The sequence below is a fragment of the Longimonas sp. genome, from assembly GCF_040409695.1.
Taxonomy (GTDB): Bacteria; Bacteroidota; Rhodothermia; order Rhodothermales; family Salinibacteraceae; genus Longimonas.
This window is the reverse complement of the sequence record NZ_JARWGJ010000221.1, coordinates 1-20203: the sequence shown is the minus strand read 5'-3', so window position 1 is coordinate 20203 and position 20203 is coordinate 1. Positions and strand designations below refer to the sequence as shown.

The 20203-nt window shown below is 60.0% G+C and carries 18 protein-coding genes and 1 tRNA gene; 8 read left to right on the top strand and 11 right to left on the bottom strand.

Features of this window, described 5'->3' with window-relative positions; translation table 11 throughout:
- Positions 1 to 215: 215 nt before the first annotated feature.
- From PPP56_RS13335 to PPP56_RS13325, 3 genes are all read left to right on the top strand, one after another.
- Positions 216 to 1871 carry a Na/Pi cotransporter family protein gene (locus PPP56_RS13335; protein ID WP_353564544.1) on the top strand — a complete coding sequence of 552 codons (1656 nt, stop codon included), beginning with the start codon at positions 216 to 218 and terminating at the stop codon, positions 1869 to 1871.
- Positions 1872 to 2132: 261 nt separating this feature from the next.
- Positions 2133 to 3014: a cell division protein FtsX gene (locus PPP56_RS13330; protein WP_353564543.1), complete on the top strand. Its 882-nt coding sequence runs from the start codon at positions 2133 to 2135 to the stop codon at positions 3012 to 3014.
- Positions 3015 to 3048: 34 nt separating this feature from the next.
- On the top strand, positions 3049 to 4152 hold the full coding sequence (locus PPP56_RS13325; protein ID WP_353564542.1) for a DUF4097 family beta strand repeat-containing protein: 1104 nt from the start codon (positions 3049 to 3051) through the stop codon (positions 4150 to 4152).
- A 128-nt stretch (positions 4153 to 4280) separates the two neighbouring features.
- Here the strand turns inward: PPP56_RS13325 and PPP56_RS13320 are convergent, their stop codons facing one another.
- The 5 genes from PPP56_RS13320 to PPP56_RS13300 all read right to left on the bottom strand — a co-directional run bounded on the left by PPP56_RS13320 (position 4281) and on the right by PPP56_RS13300 (position 10226).
- Complete coding sequence (locus tag PPP56_RS13320; RefSeq protein ID WP_353564541.1) at positions 4281 to 5246, bottom strand: hypothetical protein; 966 nt, start codon at positions 5244 to 5246, stop codon at positions 4281 to 4283.
- Positions 5247 to 5610: 364 nt separating this feature from the next.
- Entirely contained in the window at positions 5611 to 6294 is a 684-nt protein-coding gene (locus PPP56_RS13315; RefSeq protein ID WP_353564540.1) for a cell division ATP-binding protein FtsE, read from the bottom strand.
- Positions 6295 to 6394: 100 nt separating this feature from the next.
- Entirely contained in the window at positions 6395 to 7462 is a 1068-nt protein-coding gene (pdxA, locus tag PPP56_RS13310; protein ID WP_353564539.1) for a 4-hydroxythreonine-4-phosphate dehydrogenase PdxA, read from the bottom strand.
- Between the two features lie 86 nt (positions 7463 to 7548).
- Positions 7549 to 9069 carry a leucyl aminopeptidase gene (locus PPP56_RS13305; protein ID WP_353564538.1) on the bottom strand — a complete coding sequence of 507 codons (1521 nt, stop codon included), beginning with the start codon at positions 9067 to 9069 and terminating at the stop codon, positions 7549 to 7551.
- 83 nt (positions 9070 to 9152) lie between these two features.
- Entirely contained in the window at positions 9153 to 10226 is a 1074-nt protein-coding gene (locus PPP56_RS13300) for a DHH family phosphoesterase (RefSeq protein WP_353564537.1), read from the bottom strand.
- A 233-nt stretch (positions 10227 to 10459) separates the two neighbouring features.
- On the opposite strand from PPP56_RS13300, the gene PPP56_RS13295 reads away from it, so the two are divergent.
- The 5 genes from PPP56_RS13295 (at position 10460) to purF (ending at position 16803) form a co-directional block, all read left to right on the top strand.
- Positions 10460 to 11551, top strand: coding sequence for a CPBP family intramembrane glutamic endopeptidase (locus PPP56_RS13295; protein ID WP_353564536.1), 1092 nt, complete (start codon positions 10460 to 10462; stop codon positions 11549 to 11551).
- Positions 11552 to 11793: 242 nt separating this feature from the next.
- Positions 11794 to 12417 (top strand): MarC family protein, encoded by a 624-nt coding sequence (locus PPP56_RS13290; protein ID WP_353564535.1) that lies wholly within the window; start codon positions 11794 to 11796, stop codon positions 12415 to 12417.
- Positions 12418 to 13013: 596 nt separating this feature from the next.
- Positions 13014 to 14363, top strand: coding sequence for a sodium-dependent transporter (locus PPP56_RS13285; RefSeq protein ID WP_353564534.1), 1350 nt, complete (start codon positions 13014 to 13016; stop codon positions 14361 to 14363).
- A 51-nt stretch (positions 14364 to 14414) separates the two neighbouring features.
- Positions 14415 to 15068, top strand: coding sequence for a hypothetical protein (locus tag PPP56_RS13280; RefSeq protein WP_353564533.1), 654 nt, complete (start codon positions 14415 to 14417; stop codon positions 15066 to 15068).
- Between the two features lie 214 nt (positions 15069 to 15282).
- Positions 15283 to 16803, top strand: a complete 1521-nt coding sequence (purF, locus tag PPP56_RS13275) for an amidophosphoribosyltransferase (protein WP_353564532.1) — start codon at positions 15283 to 15285, stop codon at positions 16801 to 16803.
- A 72-nt stretch (positions 16804 to 16875) separates the two neighbouring features.
- Here purF and PPP56_RS13270 read toward each other — a convergent pair.
- The 6 genes from PPP56_RS13270 to PPP56_RS13245 form a co-directional block, all read right to left on the bottom strand.
- Positions 16876 to 16952, bottom strand: a tRNA-Arg gene (locus PPP56_RS13270).
- Between the two features lie 92 nt (positions 16953 to 17044).
- Complete coding sequence (thiD, locus tag PPP56_RS13265) at positions 17045 to 17878, bottom strand: bifunctional hydroxymethylpyrimidine kinase/phosphomethylpyrimidine kinase (RefSeq protein ID WP_353564531.1); 834 nt, start codon at positions 17876 to 17878, stop codon at positions 17045 to 17047.
- Between the two features lie 42 nt (positions 17879 to 17920).
- Positions 17921 to 18583 carry a thiamine phosphate synthase gene (locus tag PPP56_RS13260; RefSeq protein ID WP_353564530.1) on the bottom strand — a complete coding sequence of 221 codons (663 nt, stop codon included), beginning with the start codon at positions 18581 to 18583 and terminating at the stop codon, positions 17921 to 17923.
- 24 nt (positions 18584 to 18607) lie between these two features.
- Complete coding sequence (locus tag PPP56_RS13255; protein WP_353564529.1) at positions 18608 to 19435, bottom strand: thiazole synthase; 828 nt, start codon at positions 19433 to 19435, stop codon at positions 18608 to 18610.
- Between the two features lie 46 nt (positions 19436 to 19481).
- Entirely contained in the window at positions 19482 to 19706 is a 225-nt protein-coding gene (gene thiS, locus PPP56_RS13250; RefSeq protein ID WP_353564528.1) for a sulfur carrier protein ThiS, read from the bottom strand.
- A partial coding sequence (locus PPP56_RS13245) for an FAD-dependent oxidoreductase (protein WP_353564527.1) occupies positions 19703 to 20203 on the bottom strand: 501 nt, incomplete at its 5' end. The genes PPP56_RS13245 and thiS, both read right to left, overlap by 4 nt.

The following is a 20203-nucleotide window of genomic DNA, read 5'->3' as shown; positions in this document are numbered from 1 at the left end:
CTTGAGTATGTCATTGCGAGGAGCGCCAGCGACGTGGCGCTGTGAGCGCAGCGAGGAAGTGCTCTTGGAGTGCAATCTTGTGCCTTATAAGCAGGATAAACCGCTTCAACCGACGCATGAGATCGCCGCGTCGGTCGCAGGCTCCCTCCTCGCGATGACACAAGGTGTAAACGTATTTTCGCCGACTTACTTAGTTCATACGTAACGACGTGTCTATGCTGTCTATTGCTGCCACCGTACTTGGGGGCATCGGGCTCTTTCTGCTTGGCATGATTCTGATGACCGATGGCCTGAAGGCGGCGGCAGGCAGCGCACTGCGGAATGTGCTGGGGCGGTTTACGGATACGACACCACGCGCCCTGGCCTCGGGGGTTGGGCTCACCGCGCTCGTGCAGTCGTCGAGCGCCACGACCGTAACAACAATCGGGTTTGTGAGCGCCGGGCTGATGACGTTTCCGCAGGCGCTGGGGGTTATTCTGGGGGCCAACCTGGGGTCGACCAGCACCGGATGGCTCGTGGGCCTGTTTGGACTCAAGCTGTCGATCAGCACCATTGCGCTGCCCATGATCGGGGTGGGGGCGCTGATGCGCTTGCTCCTGCGCGACCGCTGGGCCCAGGCCGGCATGGCGCTGGCTGGATTCGGGGTGATCTTCGTGGGCATCGACGTGTTGCAGTCCGGAACAGCCGGACTTGCCGAAACGATCGACCTAAGCGTATGGGCGACGCGGTCGTGGGGCAGCTGGGCGCTGCTGGTTGGCATTGGCGCGCTCATGACGGTGCTCATGCAGTCGTCGAGTGCCGCAGTGGCTACGACGCTGACCGCGCTCTACAGCGGGGCCATTGAGATCGACCAGGCCGCTGCCCTGGTGATCGGGCAGAACCTGGGCACGACGGTGAAGGCGGCGCTTATTAGCATTGGCGCCTCGATTCCTGCTAAGCGGACAGCACTGGCGCATATCTTGTTCAACGTGGCTACCGGTGTTGTTGCCTTTGCGCTGCTGCCGGTGTTTGTATGGAGCGTCGACACCTGGATGGTGGCCTTTACGCAGGGCGATGAGGCGCTTGTGATTGCCGCCTTCCACACGGTGTTCAACCTGATGGGCATTCTTCTTTTCGTCCCCATACTCACGCCCTTTGCTCAATACGTAGAGCGGCTCATTCCAGACGATGCCCCCCGCCTAACACGCTACCTCGACGACAGCGTGATGGAGGTGCCTTCCATGGCCAGCGAGGCAGCCCGGCGGGCCGTGCAGTCGACGGCCGCTGCTGTGCTAAAGCGAGCGCCCGCCTGCCTCGATCCCAAACGCCCGCCCCCTGACTGGGCCGCCATTCAGGAGGCTCTGACCGACACGCGCGCCTTTGTCGGCAAGCTCGATGCACTGAACGATGCCGATGAGTCGGAGCGGCATCTGTCTACCCTGCACGCACTGGACCACCTTGACCGGCTGGTGCGTGCGCTGCAAGAACGGCCCAATACCCCGGCCTCGCTCTACGAAACCGAAGTGCAGCCGCTTGAACATACGCTGCGCCCGGCCTGGCGACAGGTGCGCCAGCAGATGGAACGGGAAGAGGCCGCCCAGAATGGGGCAGCCGACCAGCGATATGAGGCCATCGACACGATTCGAGACGCCGCCGAGACCCTGGCCGACCGGCGGCGTACCCAGCGTCCGCAGCTGTTTCAGCGGATTGCAACCGACCAGCTGCCGCCCGACGACGCGCTGACCGTGCTGGCCCACCTGCGCTGGCTCGACCGCATTGCCTACCACACCTGGCGCATTACCCACCACCTCATCGGCAACGGCGTAGCCGAGGACGAACCCGATGCCGCCACCGCGTTTGCCGAGCGCGACGCGTTTTCGCCAGCTGCGTGATCAGCCACACAGCCGCCCTCTCGTCATTGAATTGTTTGTTCTCTCGCAAGATGGACCCTCGTAGAGAACGGGTCTTGCAAGGCCGCGCCTGGGGGTGACATGATCCTATTTCGTCGTCTTGTTGCGTCAGAAACGAAGTGCGGCGGTCGACTTTCTGCGTAAGAGTGTGTACGTTGCTATGTGCAGGGCTTGCCGCAATGTGCTGCATGCCTCCGCTGTTGCCGTCTCCGTTTGCATCCCCTAACTGCACCTGATTGCCCCGTGTCGTTCTTCTTTTCTGTTCGCGAAGGCATTGCCAACTTTCGTCGCGCCCGTTTTGCAGCGGTCGCCTCGACTGCAGCGATGGCAATTGCGCTTCTCCTGCTGGGCACGCTGGCACTGCTCGGAATGGAAGCGCAGCAGGTGCTATCGTGGCTACAGGAACGCGTCGGCGAAATGGAGGTCTTCGTATCCGAACAGGCCAGTGAGTCGGAAGCCGAAGCGCTGTTTTCGCGGATTCAGACGCATCCGAGCGTAGCCAGCGCGGAGTACATCTCACGCGAGCAGGCCCAGCAGATCTTTCAAGAGGAGTTTGGCGAGGGCTCGGATACGTTCATTGACGAACCGTTTCTTCCTGCATCGGTGCGGCTGCAGGTCGTGCCATCTCATGTGCATGGCGATAGCCTGTCGCAGCTGCAGAGCACACTGCAGACCTGGGACCATGTGGATGAGGTGGTGTTCAACCAGCCGCTGCTTAATACCGTACAGGAAAACATCCAGATGGCCGGGAGCGTGGGCCTGGCTGTAGGAGCCATCATTCTCATTGCAGCGCTCTTTCTCGTAGGCAACACCATTCGCCTTACCATCTATGCCCGGCGGCTGCTCATTCGCACGATGAAACTTGTGGGCGCCACCGATGCGTTCATCCGCCGCCCGTTTCTTGTGGAGGGCGCCTTGCAGGGTCTGCTTGCAGGGATATTGGCTGGCGGAGGACTGTGGGGCCTCTATCGGAGTGCCACCGAGTACTTCCCGCAGCTGGCCGGAGTATCGTCTGACCTTGAATGGATCTTGCTCGGGGGCATGGTTATTTTTGGCATGCTACTTGGCTGGATCGGCTCGTTCCTTGCAGTACGCCGCTTCATCAACCGCGTCGAATTGCACTAATTCCTATCGACTTATCATAACCATGGTACACGCTTTGTTGACGCTGCCTCGGCCCCGCTGGTCGCTTCCTCTATTTGTTGGCGCCCTTGCTCTCCTTCTGCTTAGCGCTTGTGGCGAGGAGCCGCCGGGCCTTGAAGAGACCGAAGAGGGTGCTCTCGAAATTGGGCGGGTGGCCGTTCACGATACAGAAGAGCGGACCGTTGCACTTCGCGGACGTACGCTTGAGGTGAATGGGCTGCGCGGGTACTTGCAGTTAGAGGCCCACGACGATGACACCGCTACCTGGACGTTCAGGAAAACAGCCCGTGGGCGCGACTCCACCGCTGCCCAAACAGTGCTTGACGGGCTCACCGTAGAAGAACGAGGCACTGAGCAGCGCTACACGTTTGCTTTGGATGGAACGGCCCCAACGCAGAGCCGCATCGATGTTGAGGGCGTGCTCCCCGCATCCGTTCCGCTTGTCGTGCGACGTTCCAGCGGGGCTGTTCGCCTGAACGGGTTGCAGGGCGGGTTCGATGTGGAGCAGACCCACGGTACGATACGTGTACAGAACGGCCAGGGCGACGTACGGGTGCGCATCAAAAACGGGGATATCGACCTGGATCTGTCTGCCCTTGAAGCCGGCGCATCGGTCGACGTAGAGACCGAGAACGGCAATATCCGCATCGCAGTGCCCGACACGGCGTCCGCCCGCATGGACGTCGAGACCGAGGCGGGGCGCGTGTTCTCGCGCGGGCTAACGTACGACACACGGCAGCTACGCACGAGCGAGGCCGGCTACCACTTTGAGGCGCAGCTGCACGGCGGGAATGCCTCGGTTCGAGCCCGTACCACGCATGGCTCCATTACGCTACAGGCGCGCACCGGCGATCCAGAAGCCGATGCAAACGATGCTCCCCCCCCGCCTGACGCAACCACCGCTCCGGTAAGCCCAGATACGCTCATTCAAGAGCCCGAAAGCTCAGAGACAGATACAGAGCCCGAAAGCTCAGAGACAGATACAGAGCCCGAACCCGAGCCAGAAGCGGCCCCGGAAGACGATGCCGACGCTGAAACGCTCGAAGAGGACGAGGAGACGGAGGAGACAGATGGAGATAACAATCCTGAGACAAACGCCTCGACGTCTCAAACGGTGTAGACAACGGGAGGCCGTCGCCTGCTCTGGTGAGCGGCCCTGGTGGCACTCACCGAAGCGGGCTACATGTCGCGCATCGACAAAGGAGGATCCCCGCCTCGAAAGGACAATGGAAAAACTTGCACATCGCGTTACATAGCAGAAGGCTCAGTGTCGTCGACCTGCTTCTCTGCCGACTCGTTTCCTTCAGACTGGATCAGGGCTGCTCGCTCAGCACGCGCCTTCACATCGTTCTCCAGAACCGGCGTCACGTAATTATATGCAACCGTGACGCCGATAGCGAAAAGCGCTGCCCCTACTCCGAGGAGTGCATCGAGGTAACGTGGCCCGGCCAGTGCCAGGCGGATCATCACGGTAGCCACTGCAAAGCCCGAGTTTCGGAATACGACGTGATATGTGCTTCCGTACCGAAGCGATACCAGCACAATGAGTACATCGCTGAAGATAAAGACCGTAAAGATCGTTTCGAAGAGCGGGTACTGCGTGTTGCCCTGGAGCAGCTCATATCCGCCATACAGCAGCACGATGACGAAGATGAAAAGCAGCACCGTAGCCAGCGTCTTTTTTGCGTGCACAAACTGACGCAGTTCATCGACCGACGACGTGATGTTCTGGTGCTTCTGCAGCGCATAGAATCCGCCCAAAAGCGCAAAAATGGCGAGCGCTCCAACCGCGTCGACCACGACAAGCTGCACTGCTTCCACCGCCTCGGGCTCGTCCATGCTCCACTCAATGGGCTCTTTCTCGAAATGAACCAGCTCCTTGAACGACTGGCGCAGCAAGATCAGCGAGAAAATCTCAAGCTGCTTGCCTGCTGTGTCGGCCACTGAGGTTGCCAGGCCAAAAATAAGACCGATGATCTCGAAGATCAGAAAGAGCGAAAACGCTACGTCGATGGCGTAGAAATGGTTGGTTGGCACCAGCCCCAGCAGCCCTTCATCAGGCAGCATGCCCAGCCGACTCAGCTCAATAAGCGCCAGTGCCAAGAAGAAACTGACAATCAACGACGTGGCAATGCCTCGCTCTGTGGCCTTGCTCTCCCACGTTGCTTCGAGGGTGTCGTAGAGGCGTGCTATACGCCGCTTCAAAAGCGTCATGTGAGGGCCTGGAACAGTCTCTGGAGCGAAGGGCAGCGATCGGGTGTACCCACCCCAAGACACGCCTTCATGTTTCGTTTACAGAACCATCCGCGAGGTGCAAAACGGCATCGTTACGCCATATGGCATTGTCCGATAGGCAGCTGATATGCGTTTGGCGGGGAGGCGTCTTGTGATCCCATGCTTGCCGAGGCAGTCGCAGGATACGGCTGAAAGATAGGGGTGTGTAGAAGTATGGACGGCTGGCTGAACGACCACAACGTACCTCTTTCCGTCCCCTTCCTAAAATCTGGTAGCGCGCAGCGATGTGATTCTACAACGCTGCATACTGGATGTGATGGCGCGGTGCGGCGATGTAGTTGTGTCACAGTGTATCCGGGTCGACCTCTACCACCTGCCGGTTCATAATCGCAAGCGTGCGGGCCGGATACTCTTTTACGAGGCGGTAGTCGTGGGTAGCCATCAGCAGCGTCATGCCCTGATGGTGCAGGTCGACGAGCAGGCCCTGAATATCGGAAGCCACTACCGGGTCGAGATTCCCGGTCGGCTCATCGGCCAGGAGCACCCACGGGTCGTTTGCAATGGCCCGTGCAATGACCACGCGCTGCTGCTCGCCTCCCGACAGCTCGTGAGGAAACTGGTCGCGCTTGTGGTTGAGCCCAACGCGGGTAAGGGCCTTGAGCGTGCGCTTCCGTACGTCCTTTTTGCGCTTACCGGTAGCGTACAGAGCAAACGCCACGTTGTCGAAGGCGCTGCGGTCAGGCAGCAGCTGAAAGTCCTGAAAGACCACGCCAACCTCGCGCCGCAGGTACGGAATATCGCGGTCCTGAATTTCATCGGAGCGGTAATCGCCAACCTGCGTGGTGCCTTTGTCGGGAAAGTGGTCCATGTAGAGCATGCGCAGCAGCGTGGACTTGCCGCTTCCAGTGGGCCCGATGAGGTACGTCATCTCAGCGCGCTCCACATGGAACGAGACGTCTTCAACCACCATTCGCTGATCACCGTTTGGCGCTCGGTACGACGCCGTCACGTTTCGGAAGTGAATCATGAGAGCCGGTCGGCTTAGTGCGGGAGGGTAGTGCAGGAGGATGCGAACGGATGCAGCAGCCTGGGCATGTGTGCTCTACGAGCGCATGCACGGTGGCCCATTAGGCCGCGCTCTGCTTTGCACGGCGATGCTGCGCCGTTGTAACGGCCACCTCGATCGCGCTGCGCATGCTGCCCGGCAGTGCCATGCCCTTGCCTGCAATGCCATATGCCGTGCCATGGTCGGGCGACGTGCGCACGATCGGGAGTCCGGCTGTGAAGTTGACCCCATGGTCGAACGCGAGCGCCTTAAACGGCACCAGTCCCTGATCGTGATACATGGCAAGCACCGCGTCGTATCCCTCGTCGAGCTGTGTCGCAAAGAAGCCATCGGCGGGCAGCGGGCCACTCACCTTCAGCCCGGCTTTTTCGGCTTCGGCAATCGCGGGCGCGATGATTTCTTCCTCTTCTTTGCCGAGCACCCCCCCATCACCTGCATGCGGATTTAAACCGAGCACTGCAATGTGGGGCGTTTCAATGCCAAAGTCGTTGCGCAGGGTCGTATCCAGGACCTCTAACTTGGTGCCAATGGCAGCTTTGGTGATGCCTTTAGCGACCTGTGCAATCGGGATGTGAGCCGTTACGAGCCCCACACGGAGTCCCCCTGCTACCATCATCATCATGGGGCGCGGACTGTTTGTCCGTTCGGCGATAAACTCGGTATGTCCGGGCACCGTGTAGCCGGCTTGAGCGATTGCATCTTTCGAGATGGGCGCTGTCACCATTGCATCTGCTGTGCCCTCGACGCAGGCATCCACCGCAGCGGCTACAGCGCGCATGGCGAGAGTGCCTCCGGCAGCAGTAACCGCGCCGAACGATACGGCAGGAGCATGCCCATCGGTTACGTCGAGCACCGTGATACCGTCGTTTGGGATGGTATCGGGGATATGATCTACGGTGTGGATGGTCAGGTCGGAGTAGCCCAGCACGTCGGCATGTACGCGAAGCACATGTGCAGATCCCACGACGACGGGCTCCATGGCGGGCATCAGGTGCGGGTCGTGTAGCGATTTCAGCAGCACCTCGGGGCCGATGCCATTCGGATCGCCCAGGGTGATGGCGACACGCGTACGGGCGTCGGCATCGACGGAAGGGTCGGGGCGTTGATACGTGGGGCGTTTAATAGCCATAGCTATAAAATCAAGCGATCAGAAAATACAGAACAGGACGTAACAGCACATGCGGCGCGACTTGCTTGTATCGCTTCTTATGTTGCTTATGCTGATTTTTTTGCAGCGCCCCCCTGTTTGGCTTCAGCGTAGTGGTCGAGGTAGTCGGCAAGAAGCCGTACGCCCGCTCCCGTTCCGCCCTTCGGCTGGTACGGCTGCGAGCTACTCAGGAAAGCCGTGCCTGCAATATCGAGATGCATCCACGGATAGTCGACGAAGTGCTCCAAGAACTTTCCGGCGGTAATCGACCCTGCCGGGCGTCCGCCCACGTTCTTGAGGTCGGCGATGTCGCTTTTGAGCTGTTCCTTATAGTCGTCGTAGAGCGGCAGCGGGTGGACCCGGTCGCCGGTGCGCTCGCCGGCACGCTGCAGGGCATACAGACGCTCCGCCGGGTTGCCCGTATCGCATGTCATCACGGCCGATGCGTAATGGCCAAGCGCAATCACCGCGGCGCCGGTAAGCGTAGCCAGATCGATGACCAGTTCGGGCTCGTAGCGCTGGGCGTACGAGAGGGCATCGGCGAGCAGCATGCGGCCCTCTGCATCCGTATTCATGACCTCGACCGTAGCTCCGCTGTGCATGGTCACGACTTCGCCTGGCACGTATGCGTGCCCGCCCGGACGGTTGTCTGTGGCCGGTACCAGGCCGATGACGTGGAGCGGAATGTCAAGATCAGCCAGCGCTTCGAAGGTGCCTACGACAGCAGCTGCCCCGCCCATGTCGGCCTTCATGAAGTCCATCGAGTCCTTGGTCGGCTTGAGCGACAGCCCTCCGGTATCGAATACGACGCCTTTGCCGACAAGCACAATAGGCTTTGCATTGACGGCATCGGGCGGATTCCACGTGAGCGTGCTGAACGTGGGAGGTTCTACACTGCCCCGATTCACCGCCAGCAGACCGCCCATCCCTTCCGTCTCGATGCGCTGTTTGTCCCACGTATCGACGTCGTAGCCGTGCGCCTGCCCCGATGCTTCGATTGCGGCAGCCAGGTCGCGCGCCGTCTTCTCGTGAGGCGACTGGTTCACCAGGTTACGCGCTGCGTAGGTCGCCTCCACGAGATGCTGTCCGCGGGTGGCACCGTCTTCGACGGCAGCCTCGTCGTGGTCTTCGCTGTACGCGATAAGCAGCTGCTTGAACGCTGGCGTGTCGCTATCCGTCTTGTACGCCGTGTAGCGATAGTGAGACAGCATGAGCCCCTCAACGAGTGCCTGCGTAGCGGGACGCGCATCCATGGGGAGCGTTGTCATGACGAAGGCGGCCGATGTGGCATCGGCTGTTCGCAGCGGCTCGGCGGCGGCAGCAGCGCTCCGGCGCAGCGTCTCGGCGTCGAGATCGTTGGCCGGGCCACAGCCTATGAGTACGACGCGGCGAGCATCAACGGTATCGGTGTAGAACGTTGCAAGGCTACCCACCTCGTCGCTGATGTCGTCGAGGGCATGCTGAAAGGCAGGGCCGAATACAGAAGCCAGCGCGTCTCGCTCTACCTCCGCTACAGGCTGAGCGAGCGGTACAAGCAACGTATCTACGTCAAGCGTAGCCGGCGGACGCGGCGTTGGGGTTACGGTCATCGGTCACTGAGGCGGGTTAGTGAGTGGAGGGTACAAGACGGGCTGCACAGCCGGTTTTGCCCGTAGATGGTTTACGGATGCTGTTACGAGCTCGGCGATTTCATGAGCTCGGCGATTTCGGAGGCGTCTTCTTCAGAGAGCGGGCCGCTATCGGGCAGGTCAAACTCGATGTAGCGTGGGGCTGCGCCAACCACCTCGGCAATGACGTCATCAAACGAGTCGCCTTTCACGTAGGCCCCTGATGCATTGCGGTGGCCGCCGCCGCCAAACGAGCGAGCCCACTCGTCCACGCGCACGTCGCCCTCAGAGCGAAAGCTGATCTTGGCGCCGTCGCTTACTTCGGAGAAGAGCACCGCCGCCTTCACGCCGTCGATAGAGAGCACATAGTTCACAAAGCCCTTCTTATCGTCCCAGCCCGCGCCGGTATCGTCGACCATGCGCTGCGTAACGACCGAGTACGCAAGCTGCCCGTTGAACTTAATGCGGATGCGATTGAGCATCCGCCCGAGCAGGCGCAGGGCTGGCATGGAGCGGCGATCGTAGATCTGCGCATGTATGGGTCCGGGACTTATATCGCCCCGCTCAAGCACATCGGCGATGATGCGATGCAGGCGCGGCGTAACACTGCTGTAGCGGAACGAGCCTGTATCGGTCATAATGGCCGTGTAGAGCGCAGTGGCCACCTCTTCGTTAATCAACGAAGGGTCGATGGCTTCGATGAGCTCATAGATCAGCTCGCCGGTAGCCGACGCGGTGTCGCGCGCATACATGTGGTCGAACCACTGTTCGGGCTCAGTATGGTGGTCGATAAGCAGCACCTCGGCACTCGCTTTGCGCACGCTGCTTCCCAGGCGCCCCAGGCGCTCCTCATCATTCGTGTCGAGCACGACAATGAGATCCGCTTCGGCAATCGCCTCGTGCTGTTTGAGCGACCCTTCGAACTGCTGGATGTGCTCCCCGCCTGGAAGCCAGTCCAGGTTGTACGGCGCCTCGTCGGCGTTGATGATGTCGACGGTCTTCCCCATCTGACGGAGCGCACCGGCGAGGGCAATCTCGGAGCCGAGCGCGTCGCCATCGGGGCGCAGATGCGAAGTGAGCAGAAACCGGTCGTTGGAGCGCAGCAGGTCGAGGATGTCGTCCATTAAATCCTTCGGCACAGAGCCGTTCGAGGGACATTAGTAGGTATGTGAATAGCGTTTCCTGTACGCAGTCTGTACGGTCGGGTTCAAGACAGCAGGCCGGTCGATGTCGCATCTAAATGAGGGATCGATGAAAGGCCTTTCCGCTTATGCGATTGGAGCCTGCGTAGAGCAGATGCGATGCATCTTGCACCTGTACCTCTCGTATGGTAGCCTACCGTTCGCATCCCTCTAAACCGTGCAGCACCGCTATGTCTCGTTTTCTACAACAGGCCTGGAAGGGCCGCTCGGGCCTGCCTCCGTATGTCATTACGCTACTCGGTCTTGTGGTCGGCGCGTTTGTGGTGGGCGGCGTGGCCGTGCTGGCGCTCGTATGGGTCGTTTCGGGCAGCATCCCGATGGAGCCCGAGGCTACGACGCCGGAAGCGTTCGGGCTGTCGGACCTGGAGTTTTTTGCGGTCAACATGGTGCCGTTTGTGATCTTGCTGGGGGTGCTTACGCTCTGCATCCCGCTGCTGCACCGGCGCCCGTTTCGGTCGATTATTACGCCGTCTGACTCGGTCGACTGGGGGCGCCTTGGCATCGGTACGTTCGCGTGGATGGGACTGATGCTTTTTACGCTGGGTATGGAGGCACTTGTCTCCTCGGAGACGCTTAACATCTCGTTTGAGCTTGGCCCGTTCTTGATGCTGCTGGTGCTTGCGCTTACGCTGATTCCGATTCAGGCCAGCGTGGAGGAGCTTATCATGCGTGGATACATCATGCAGGGCGCTGCGCGGTGGCTGCGCTCCGGATGGGCCGCCGTAATCGTATCGTCGATGCTGTTTGGGCTTCTGCACTGGGCAAACCCGGAGGTGGCGAGCTTTGGAGCGGGCATTATGATGGCGTATTATATGGGATTCGGGGCGTTTATGGCGCTCATTACGCTGGCCGATGATCGCCTGGAGCTGGCCATGGGCATTCACATTGGTAACAACCTGTTTGGCACCGTAATCGTCACGTTTCCGGAGTCTGTTCTCACCACGCCTGCGCTTATCCGCCTCGACACGATGGCGCCGACCCCCGGCACGCTCGTAACCTGGGGCGCTACCGCGGTAGCGTTCGGGCTGATCATGGGACGGCTCTACGGCTGGTCGTGGCAGGAGCTGTTTCAGCGTCTGGGTCCGGTACACGCGCCAGCCGACGAATCGGAACCAGACGACGAGGCCTCACCCTCTTCAGGTACAGACGGCGACCTGGATTCGTTTTCGGGCGAGCAGGGCGCAGGCCGCCTGCAAGATACCGATATGCCCAACACCGATGCGCCCAACACCGATGCGCCCGGCTCTACGTCGTCGCGGTAGCCACCTCATTACCGACGTGCAAGGCGTTGATTTGTGCAGCGGTTGCTACTTTATCAAGCACGCATTGCAAATCCACGCGCAGTTCAAGTCAGGCATGGGCCCGTTCAAAACATCGTTTCGGGCGCCGGGTACGGCGTTCGTGTTTGCGCGCGCCGCGCTGCCCTCTTCGACATGCGTATATGGTAACATATGCAGTCGTATGGATGCGTGCGCCGCGGTCTTTTTGCTGATCGTTTCTTGCCATGGTTGAACTTCCCGCTGTTGACCTCTCTCCGTATGTTGAGGCCTTTCTCTCTATCTTCGTTGCCATGAACGTGCTGGGCGTTCTGCCCCTGTTTATGGGCCTGACCGATGGCATGACGCTGTCTACGCGCCGTGCGCTGGTGAAGCGTGCTACGACGACAGCCTTTGCCATCGCTGTTGTGATCTTGCTTGCCGGCCAGTTTATCTTTCAGACGCTTGGCATCACCGTAGATGACCTGCGCATCGGGGGCGGACTCATTCTGCTGGTGCTGGCGATCACGGACTTGCTCTTTAGCAACCTCACACGCCAGCCTGGTAGCTCAAATGGAGACGTTGGTGCTGATCTTGCCGTAGTGCCTCTGGGCACGCCGCTGATGGTAGGCCCAGCAGCCATCACGGCCATCCTTGTTCTGCAGAACAGTGCTGGCTACCTGCCTACTATAGTTGCCCTGATTGCCAACCTGAGCATCTCGTACCTGGTCTTTTACTTCGGGCCTGCTCTTATTGCGATGATTGGCAACGGCGCAGCCCGTGCATTTGCAAAGGTGGCTACACTGTTTCTGGCTGCTATCGCGATTGCCCTCATTCGAACGGGTATCGTGAACACCATCCAGGCTATGTAGGCTCATGGATGCCGGCCCTTTACGCCAGCATGCTACAGTAGCTACAAAACAGTAGCTACAGAGTAAGAGCCTGTTTTGATTTCTTACTTTAGGCTGCGAGCGGCTCCGCTGTGCTGGGGCCGAAGGTCATGCCCCTGGTGCAAATTGTCCCCGATGTACTGGCGTCAGTCGGGCTTGCGCCCTCGTGTCGGCCCGTAGCCTCGGCTACGAACCTCCATCGTGGTCCAATTTTCGCCACAGCGGCGCTCGCTCTCGCCATCAAACCAAAACCCAAACAGGCTCTAAGCGTGGTGGATTGGCTGAATTGTAGGCTGAATTGTAGCCCATGTAAACAGCGAGCCTTAAACCAGAGCACGTCCTTTATTTGCATTATCTACGTATAACGTGTCCTAACTTGTTATAACAACGCCTGGTTGAGGTACAAATTGAATGATTCTTCGTCGACGATACGGGGAATAGCTCTTTGTTACGATTGCGTGAGCCCATGGGTGCTTGTACTTTCTTGCACATGTAAATCTACACATGTAGAAATGACGTAGCCCCGATCGCTGTGTCTGCTCCCCCGTGTTGCTCTTGACCGATTGACTGGCTCTTATATGGCATCGCTCGATACACCTGCTCGCGAACAATGGGGCTCGCGCCTCGGCTTTATTCTGGCAGCCGCCGGCTCAGCAATTGGGCTGGGGAATATCTGGCGCTTTCCCTATCTGGCAGGCGAAGGTGGAGGCGGCGCGTTTGTGCTGGTCTACCTGCTCTGCATCATCGGGATTGGCATGCCCTATCTGTTTGCTGAGCTCTCGCTTGGGCGCAACAGCCAGCGCAACCCAGTAGGTGCTATTGAGGCGATTGTCGGGAAACGCTCGCTCTGGCTTATCGTGGGCGGCTTCTGCGTGCTCGCCGGGTTTGTCATTCTCAGCTACTACAGCGTAATTGCCGGGTGGGCCGTTGGATACGCGGTAAAAGATGTGATTGCCCCTGGATTGGGATTCGGGGATTTCGTGGCTTCTCCACCGCTGGTCATCACGCTGCTGGCCGTCTTTCTGGGCATTACGCTGCTTGTTGTACTTGGCGGGGTAGAGCAGGGCATTGAGCGCTGGTCTAAGATTCTGCTTCCGATTCTACTGGTGCTCATCCTGCTCGTGATCTTCCGTGCAGTGACGCTCGAAGGGGCTGGCGAGGGCATCGCCTTCTACCTGTGGCCCGACTTTTCAGGGTTGACGACCGAGATTATCATTGCAGCGCTCGGGCAGGCCTTCTTTACCCTGAGCCTGGGTATGGGCGCGATGGTTACCTACGGCTCCTATCTGTCGAAGAAAGAAAACATTGCCACATCGGGCATCTACGTCGTGGTCTTCAACACAGTTATTGCTCTTATGGCGGGTTTTATGATCTTCCCGTCGATCTTCGCAATGGACATGGACCCTGCGACGGGGCCGGCCCTCGTGTTTATTGTGCTTCCTGAGGTCTTTAGTCAGATGCCCCTGGGCGGCGTGGTGAGCGTCACGTTCTTCGTGCTGCTCTCCATTGCAGCACTCACGTCCAGCATCTCCTTGCTGGAGGTCGTCGTCTCTTACTTTGTCGATGAGCGTTCGTGGTCGCGCAAGAAGTCTGTCGCTATCATTGGCGGACTGGTCTTCGTTATGGCGATTCCCTCTGCGCTGTCGCAGGGCGCTGTTGCGAGTCTCAGCGAAGGGGGGATCTTTGGAGATACCGACTTCCTGAGCTTCATGGATTACTACGTGGGCAGTGTCGGGCTGGCGCTCGGCGCGTTCTTCCTAAGCATCTTTATTGGATGGGTCTGGGGCGCTGATGAGGCGGCCCAGGAGATCATGCAAGGCAGTAACTTGAGCGCTCGCGTGCTTTCGGTCTGGATGTTTGTCATCCGCTATATCATTCCGCTTGTGGTCCTCATCATCATCGCAGGATACGTAACCGGAACGCTGTAGCGCGACGCTGCAGCTAATCGCTGCCTCCTCCCTACGGACTTGCCGATTCATATGGCTGCTCTTTCGTCTGTCGCCCGGTCGGTTCCAGCGCTGCTTCTGGGGGGAGCACTGCTGCTGGCCGGTGTTCTTGGGGCCGGCTTTGCTCCTGCAGCATCGGGCCAGCCCGCCCCCGAACTTGCTGCACTTGCAACGTCGACAGATGACGTACGGGCGCTGCCTGACATGCAGGCTGCGGTGAACGTCTCCCTGGCGTCCGCGCCGTGCGGAGCGCTGCCGAAAGAACCCGCTTTGCATCTGACGGACCGTCCTGTGCCGGTGCCAGCGTGCCATGCAGCCCCGCCGGTGCGCATCCCCCCGTACGCCGCGTTGCCCGCTACCGCACGGGCTGCCGTGTTGTACACGCATGCTACTACAGCTAAAACTACAGCCGACCGTTCGTTCTCGGACCGGTGGCTGGCCCGCGATAAGGCGCTGCACGTAACGTACAGTTTCCTGTGGACGCTCAGCTCGCAGTATGTGCTCGTCGAAAAGACAGCGCTCTCGCACGACGATGCAATTCCTTATGCGCTTCTGTCTGGATTTGCGGTAGGGGTTGCGAAAGAAACTTACGACCGATACAGAGGGCCGACCGGGCGCTTTAGCTGGCGCGACATGGTTGCTAACTCGGTAGGGCTTACGCTGGCCGCTGGCGTGATGCTACTATAGCATTCATATATAGCATTCATACCCTTGCCCGGCTGCACAATTTGACGGTGCGCATGCAAATTGGGAAATGCCACAGAGGGCACCGCCGGTTTTCCTGGGGGTCGGATCAATGCGGGGGCGGTTGTGGTTTCTTGTGTGCACATCTACTCACGAGATGTGCCATTGCTCTTCTTCCATCCGCCGGGCTGCCCTCGGCGACACACTCCCCCTACTTATGAGCGTCAAAGATCACTGCGGTATCTTCGGCATTTTCAACGCGCCCGATGCTGCTCGACATATCTATTATGGCCTGCATGCCCTGCAGCACCGCGGCCAGGAGTCGAGTGGAATCGCAACGTCAACCACCGACCCGGAGAACGGAACACCGATGATGCCGGTGCACCGCGACTTTGGGCTTGTGCTTGACGTCTTCGACGATCCGGAGCTCTTTGATCGCCAGCTAATTGGCGATGCAGGCATCGGTCACAATCGCTATTCCACAACGGGATCTTCTGACAACCGCGCGAACATTCAACCGCTGGTTGTGCATCATCGCAAGGGCAACCTGGCACTGGCGCACAACGGCAACCTGTCTAACGCACGTGAACTGCGCAAGAGCTTTAGCGAGCGCGGCACGCTGTTTCAGACCACCAGCGACAGCGAACTGATTCTACACCTCACCGCGCAGAGCCGTCGCCAGAAGCACCTGAACCAGGTCATCGACGCGCTGATGCAAGTTGAGGGTGCATTCTCACTGCTGCTCCTGACCGATGAGCACATGATCGCCGTGCGCGACCCGAACGGCTTTCGTCCACTCGCCCTCGGGCGCCTTGGCGACCCAGACCAGCCCGGCGGGGCGGCCTACTGCGTGGCCAGTGAAACATGTGCGTTTGACATGATCGGAGCCGAGTACGTCCGCGACATCGAACCCGGCGAAATTCTGGTTATCGATCGCGAGGGCTGTGCCAACGGCGGAACCTTCAAGAGCTACGAGATCCCGACAAACTTCGGCGTTAGCCAGTGCATCTTCGAGTATGTTTATTTCTCTCGCCCCGATTCAAAGATCTTCGGGGAAATGGTCGACAAGGTGCGGCGCCGACTCGGCGTAGAGCTGGCGCGCGAAGCCCCGGTTCCCGAAGTCGACGACGATGCCAAGACGCCAATCGTTATTCCGGTGCCCGACTCTGCCAACACGGCTACGCTTGGCTACGCAAACGAGTGCGTAGAGCAAGGCTATCGCTGCCGGTTCGAACTGGGCTTGATCCGCAATCACTATGTGGGGCGTACGTTCATTGCGCCGGGCCAGGATCGCCGCGAGATGAAGGTGCGTTGCAAGTTTAACACGGTCGAGGGCCTGCTGCAAGACCGAACGGTAATCGTACTTGATGACTCGATCGTACGTGGAACGACGGCACGGCACCTCATCAAAATGCTCCGCGACTCAGGAGCGTCTTCTGTCCACTTCCGGGTGTCATGTCCCCCCGTGATCAGCCCGTGCTTCTACGGCATGGACTTCCCCGACAAAGAAGAGCTGCTTGCCAATCAGTTCGAGAGCGTCGAGGAGATTCGCGACTGGCTGGGGGTAGACTCGCTGGCGTACCTCTCAGTAGAAGGTATGAAGCGCGCGGTGTATGGAGCCAACAAGAACAACACGCAGGGCTACTGCGCAGCGTGCTTTACGGGTAACTACCCGGTGCCCGTGAATATGGACGCCTCGAAAGAGGAAAACGAAGAATGGGCTGTGCAGACCGTGTAGGACAGAGCGAATAACACAAACGACAAAGCCCCCGCTGAGTACTGGCTCGGCGGGGGCTTTTGCATTTTTACTTGGCCTGCCCGGGAGGATTCGAACCCCCGACCTGCGCATCCGTAGTGCGCCGCTCTGTCCATCTGAGCTACGGGCAGAAAATATTTGACGGGCCTTGTCTCGCCCATTGCGAACCCATACACGCAGTCAGAAATAGAATGATCCGTCTTGTCGCATCCTCACAAACTGTTCAAGTAGCTGGCGTTTCTGCTGCTTCAAACGGCGCGAGGTGAAAGAAATGATTGGTAGGCCCGTGCCCTCCGCCAAGTGGCAGGGCATGCTCAATAGCGCCCGTAACATACGCTTTGGCCTGTTCGACAGCCTGCGGCATGCTGCGTCCGCGAGCCAGCTGTGCGGCGATGGCTGATGCGTACGTGCAGCCCGTGCCATGCGTGTGCGGCGTATCGATGCGCGGCGCACGTACCGCGTGGTAGTCGCTGCCATCGTAAAGAATATCCACGGCATCATCGGTCGCAGCCAGATGGCCCCCTTTGACGAGCACTGCATCGGGGCCGAACTCGAAGAGCACGCGCGCGGCGTCGCGCATGTCGGTTTCGGTGCGGACCGTCATATCCAGCAGGTGCCCGGCCTCGTGCAGGTTGGGCGTGATGACAGTGGCCAGCGGCAGCAGCACGTCGCGGAGCGTTGCCACTGCCTCGGGAGCCAGTAGTTCATATCCGCTCTTTGAGATCATGACGGGGTCGACAACCAGCGGATACAGGTCGTAGCGCTCAACCGCCTCGGCTACACATTCGATAATGTCGGCCGTAGCCAGCATACCGGTCTTCACCACTGCAAGTGGAAAGTCGCTGGCCACGGCTTCGATCTGGGCGGTGATCAGGTCAAGATCCACAGGCTGGGCCTGGTTGACGGCACGCGTGTTCTGAGCGGTGATCGCGGTAATCACGCTGGTAGCAAACACCCCATTGGCCTCCATCGCTTTGAGATCGGCCTGTATACCGGCTCCACCGCCAGAATCGCTACCAGCTATCGTAAGGGCTACAGGCTTTACAGAATCAGACATAAGAATACGTGCAGAATCAATTTTGATTACAAGGAGACGAGGTCATGGCGCCGTCGTGGTGCGCCAGGCCTCTACGTAACGGGCCGCGGCTACGGCGGGGGTGTCGGACTGCATAATGCCCGAGAGCACAGCCACGCCATGTGCTCCGGCCTCGCGGCACGCCGCTACACGCTCCGGTGTGATGCCGCCCAATGCCAGCACGGGCACACCGACCTGCTCTACAAAGCGACGCAGCGCAGCCGTCCCAGTGCCCGGGTGACCGGGCTTGCTCGACGTAGGGAAGACCGGGCTGTACGTCACGTAATCTACGGCACGCCGACGGGGCGCGGGCAGTTCAAGCAGGTGGTGGGCCGAGTAGCCGATCGGGTGCGGCACGGGCATTGGTATCCCTTCGGGGCGTGGGCCGCGCCACCCGGTGTGGAGCCCACACCGAAGGGATTGGGCCGTGGCGTATTGCGTATTTACTGTGATGGTAGGCGATGGACGCAGCGCACGCAGGCGGTTTACCAGCGTACGAGCCGCTCCGGCGAAAATGTCAGGGGCTGCGTCGTGGTCGCGCAGGTGCACCCAGGCTATGCCTGCCTCGACGGCCGCGTGCACGCGGCCAGCCACCTCTGTCGTACGTCCTGTCGCGAACTTGTTTGCAAGCAGCGCAATAGGCGGATCGGGAAGCGAAGGTAGCTCAATCACAAGCGACTCGGTCACGGGCAGCGCAGGTTCTCACGAGGTTCACTGTCCCACACGCCCTTTCTCGGGCGACGATGCCTTGGCATAGCGCCGGCGCGGAATACGCCCGGCCCGGTACGCTAGGCGTCCGCCCTTCAGAGCGTGGCGGATAGCGCGGGCCATATCAACCGGGTGCTGCGCCTCGGCAATCGCGGTGTTCAGCAAGATGCCGTCGTAGCCCAGTTCCATCGCCTGCGCGGCATCGCTGGCCGTGCCGATCCCCGCATCCACAATCAGCGGCGTATCGGGCAGGATTTCTCGGATGATCCGCAGGTTGTACGGGTTCACGATCCCCATGCCACTGCCAATGGGCGCGCCCAGCGGCATCACCGCCGCGCAGCCCAGATCCGCCAGCTTGCGGCATGTAATGGGGTCGTCGTTGGCATACGCCAGCACGGTAAAGCCATCGTCAACCAGCGTTTTTGCTGCCTTCAGAAGCTGTTCGACATCAGGCATCAGCGTTTCGTCATCGCCGATCACCTCCAGCTTGATGAGATCCGTATCGAGCGCCTCGCGTGCCAGGTTGGCCACGAGCACCGCTTCGCGCGCCGTGTAGCAGCCCGCTGTGTTTGGCAAGATCGTGTGTCCACCGCGCTTGAGCAGATCGAGATGGCTCTCGGGTGCAGGGTTCTCCACATTCACGCGCCGGATAGCGACCGTCACCATGTCGGCCCCGGATGCGGTGATCGCGTCGAGCATCACCTGCGGATTGGGGTAGCCGCTGGAGCCGATCATCAGCCGCGAGGTAAGCGTGTAGTCGCCGATCGTCAGCGCATCGGCGTCGGGGTCAGATTCTGTGGAGGGCGTGGCAACGGCATTCGCATCCGCCATAGCAAAAGGGGATAAGTGCAGGAAAAAGAAAAGAGGGATGTGCAGGTTAGCCGCCCTGCAGCGCCTGGATGACTTCTACCTCGTCGCCATCCTGAAGCGTGGTGTCGGCCCACTCCTCCCGGCGCACCACGTCCTCATTGATTGCTACAGCTACGCCCTGCGTATCGCTGTCGATGTCGAGGGCTTGCAGCACCTCGGTAAGCGGATGCGGCGGCGTGATGGGGTGAGGTTCGCCGTTCAGTTGAATGTGAGCAGCGGTGTCGGTACTCATGGTGTGGGGACGGTTGGCGAGTGCAAACGGGATGGCAAAAACGGTTCGATCCAATCGGAGGTTTCTCCGTCCAGGAGCTGGCGGGCCATTTCTTGGGCGGTAACCGGTGTGAGCAAGATGCCGTGGCGATAGTGGCCGGTGGCGCACCAGATGCCCGGATCGCCAGAGGGCCCCAGAAGCGGAGCGTGGTCGCGACTGGCCGGGCGGAGCCCCGCCCACGTTTCATCCACCGGCAGGTCATAGATGCCGGGCACGACCTCCCAGGCACCTTCCAGAATGTCGTAGAGGCCGCCGGCGGTAACGGTCGTATCGAAGCCGCGCTCTTCGCTGGTGGCGCCGATCACAAGGCGTCCGTTGCTCTTGGGCGCAAGATATGCATCGGGACCGCGAATGACGTGCGAGAGCTCAAACGCGCCCTGCATGGTGCACTGCAGCATCTGCCCTTTTACGGGACGCACCGACGGCGTATGCTCGGGCGTCCAGCCATCCAGTTCGCG

Coding starts and splice junctions, on each gene's coding strand:
- PPP56_RS13315 (WP_353564540.1), bottom strand. CDS start 6,294: ATGATTCACTTCCGAAACGTGACGGCGTCGTACCGAGCGCCAAACGGT.
- PPP56_RS13305 (WP_353564538.1), bottom strand. CDS start 9,069: ATGACCGTAACCCCAACGCCGCGTCCGCCGGCTACGCTTGACGTAGAT.
- thiS (WP_353564528.1), bottom strand. CDS start 19,706: ATGAGTACCGACACCGCTGCTCACATTCAACTGAACGGCGAACCTCAC.
- PPP56_RS13290 (WP_353564535.1), top strand. CDS start 11,794: ATGGTTGAACTTCCCGCTGTTGACCTCTCTCCGTATGTTGAGGCCTTT.
- PPP56_RS13320 (WP_353564541.1), bottom strand. CDS start 5,246: ATGACGCTTTTGAAGCGGCGTATAGCACGCCTCTACGACACCCTCGAA.
- PPP56_RS13295 (WP_353564536.1), top strand. CDS start 10,460: ATGTCTCGTTTTCTACAACAGGCCTGGAAGGGCCGCTCGGGCCTGCCT.
- PPP56_RS13285 (WP_353564534.1), top strand. CDS start 13,014: ATGGCATCGCTCGATACACCTGCTCGCGAACAATGGGGCTCGCGCCTC.
- PPP56_RS13335 (WP_353564544.1), top strand. CDS start 216: ATGCTGTCTATTGCTGCCACCGTACTTGGGGGCATCGGGCTCTTTCTG.
- PPP56_RS13255 (WP_353564529.1), bottom strand. CDS start 19,435: ATGGCGGATGCGAATGCCGTTGCCACGCCCTCCACAGAATCTGACCCC.
- purF (WP_353564532.1), top strand. CDS start 15,283: ATGAGCGTCAAAGATCACTGCGGTATCTTCGGCATTTTCAACGCGCCC.
- thiD (WP_353564531.1), bottom strand. CDS start 17,878: ATGTCTGATTCTGTAAAGCCTGTAGCCCTTACGATAGCTGGTAGCGAT.
- PPP56_RS13280 (WP_353564533.1), top strand. CDS start 14,415: ATGGCTGCTCTTTCGTCTGTCGCCCGGTCGGTTCCAGCGCTGCTTCTG.
- pdxA (WP_353564539.1), bottom strand. CDS start 7,462: ATGGCTATTAAACGCCCCACGTATCAACGCCCCGACCCTTCCGTCGAT.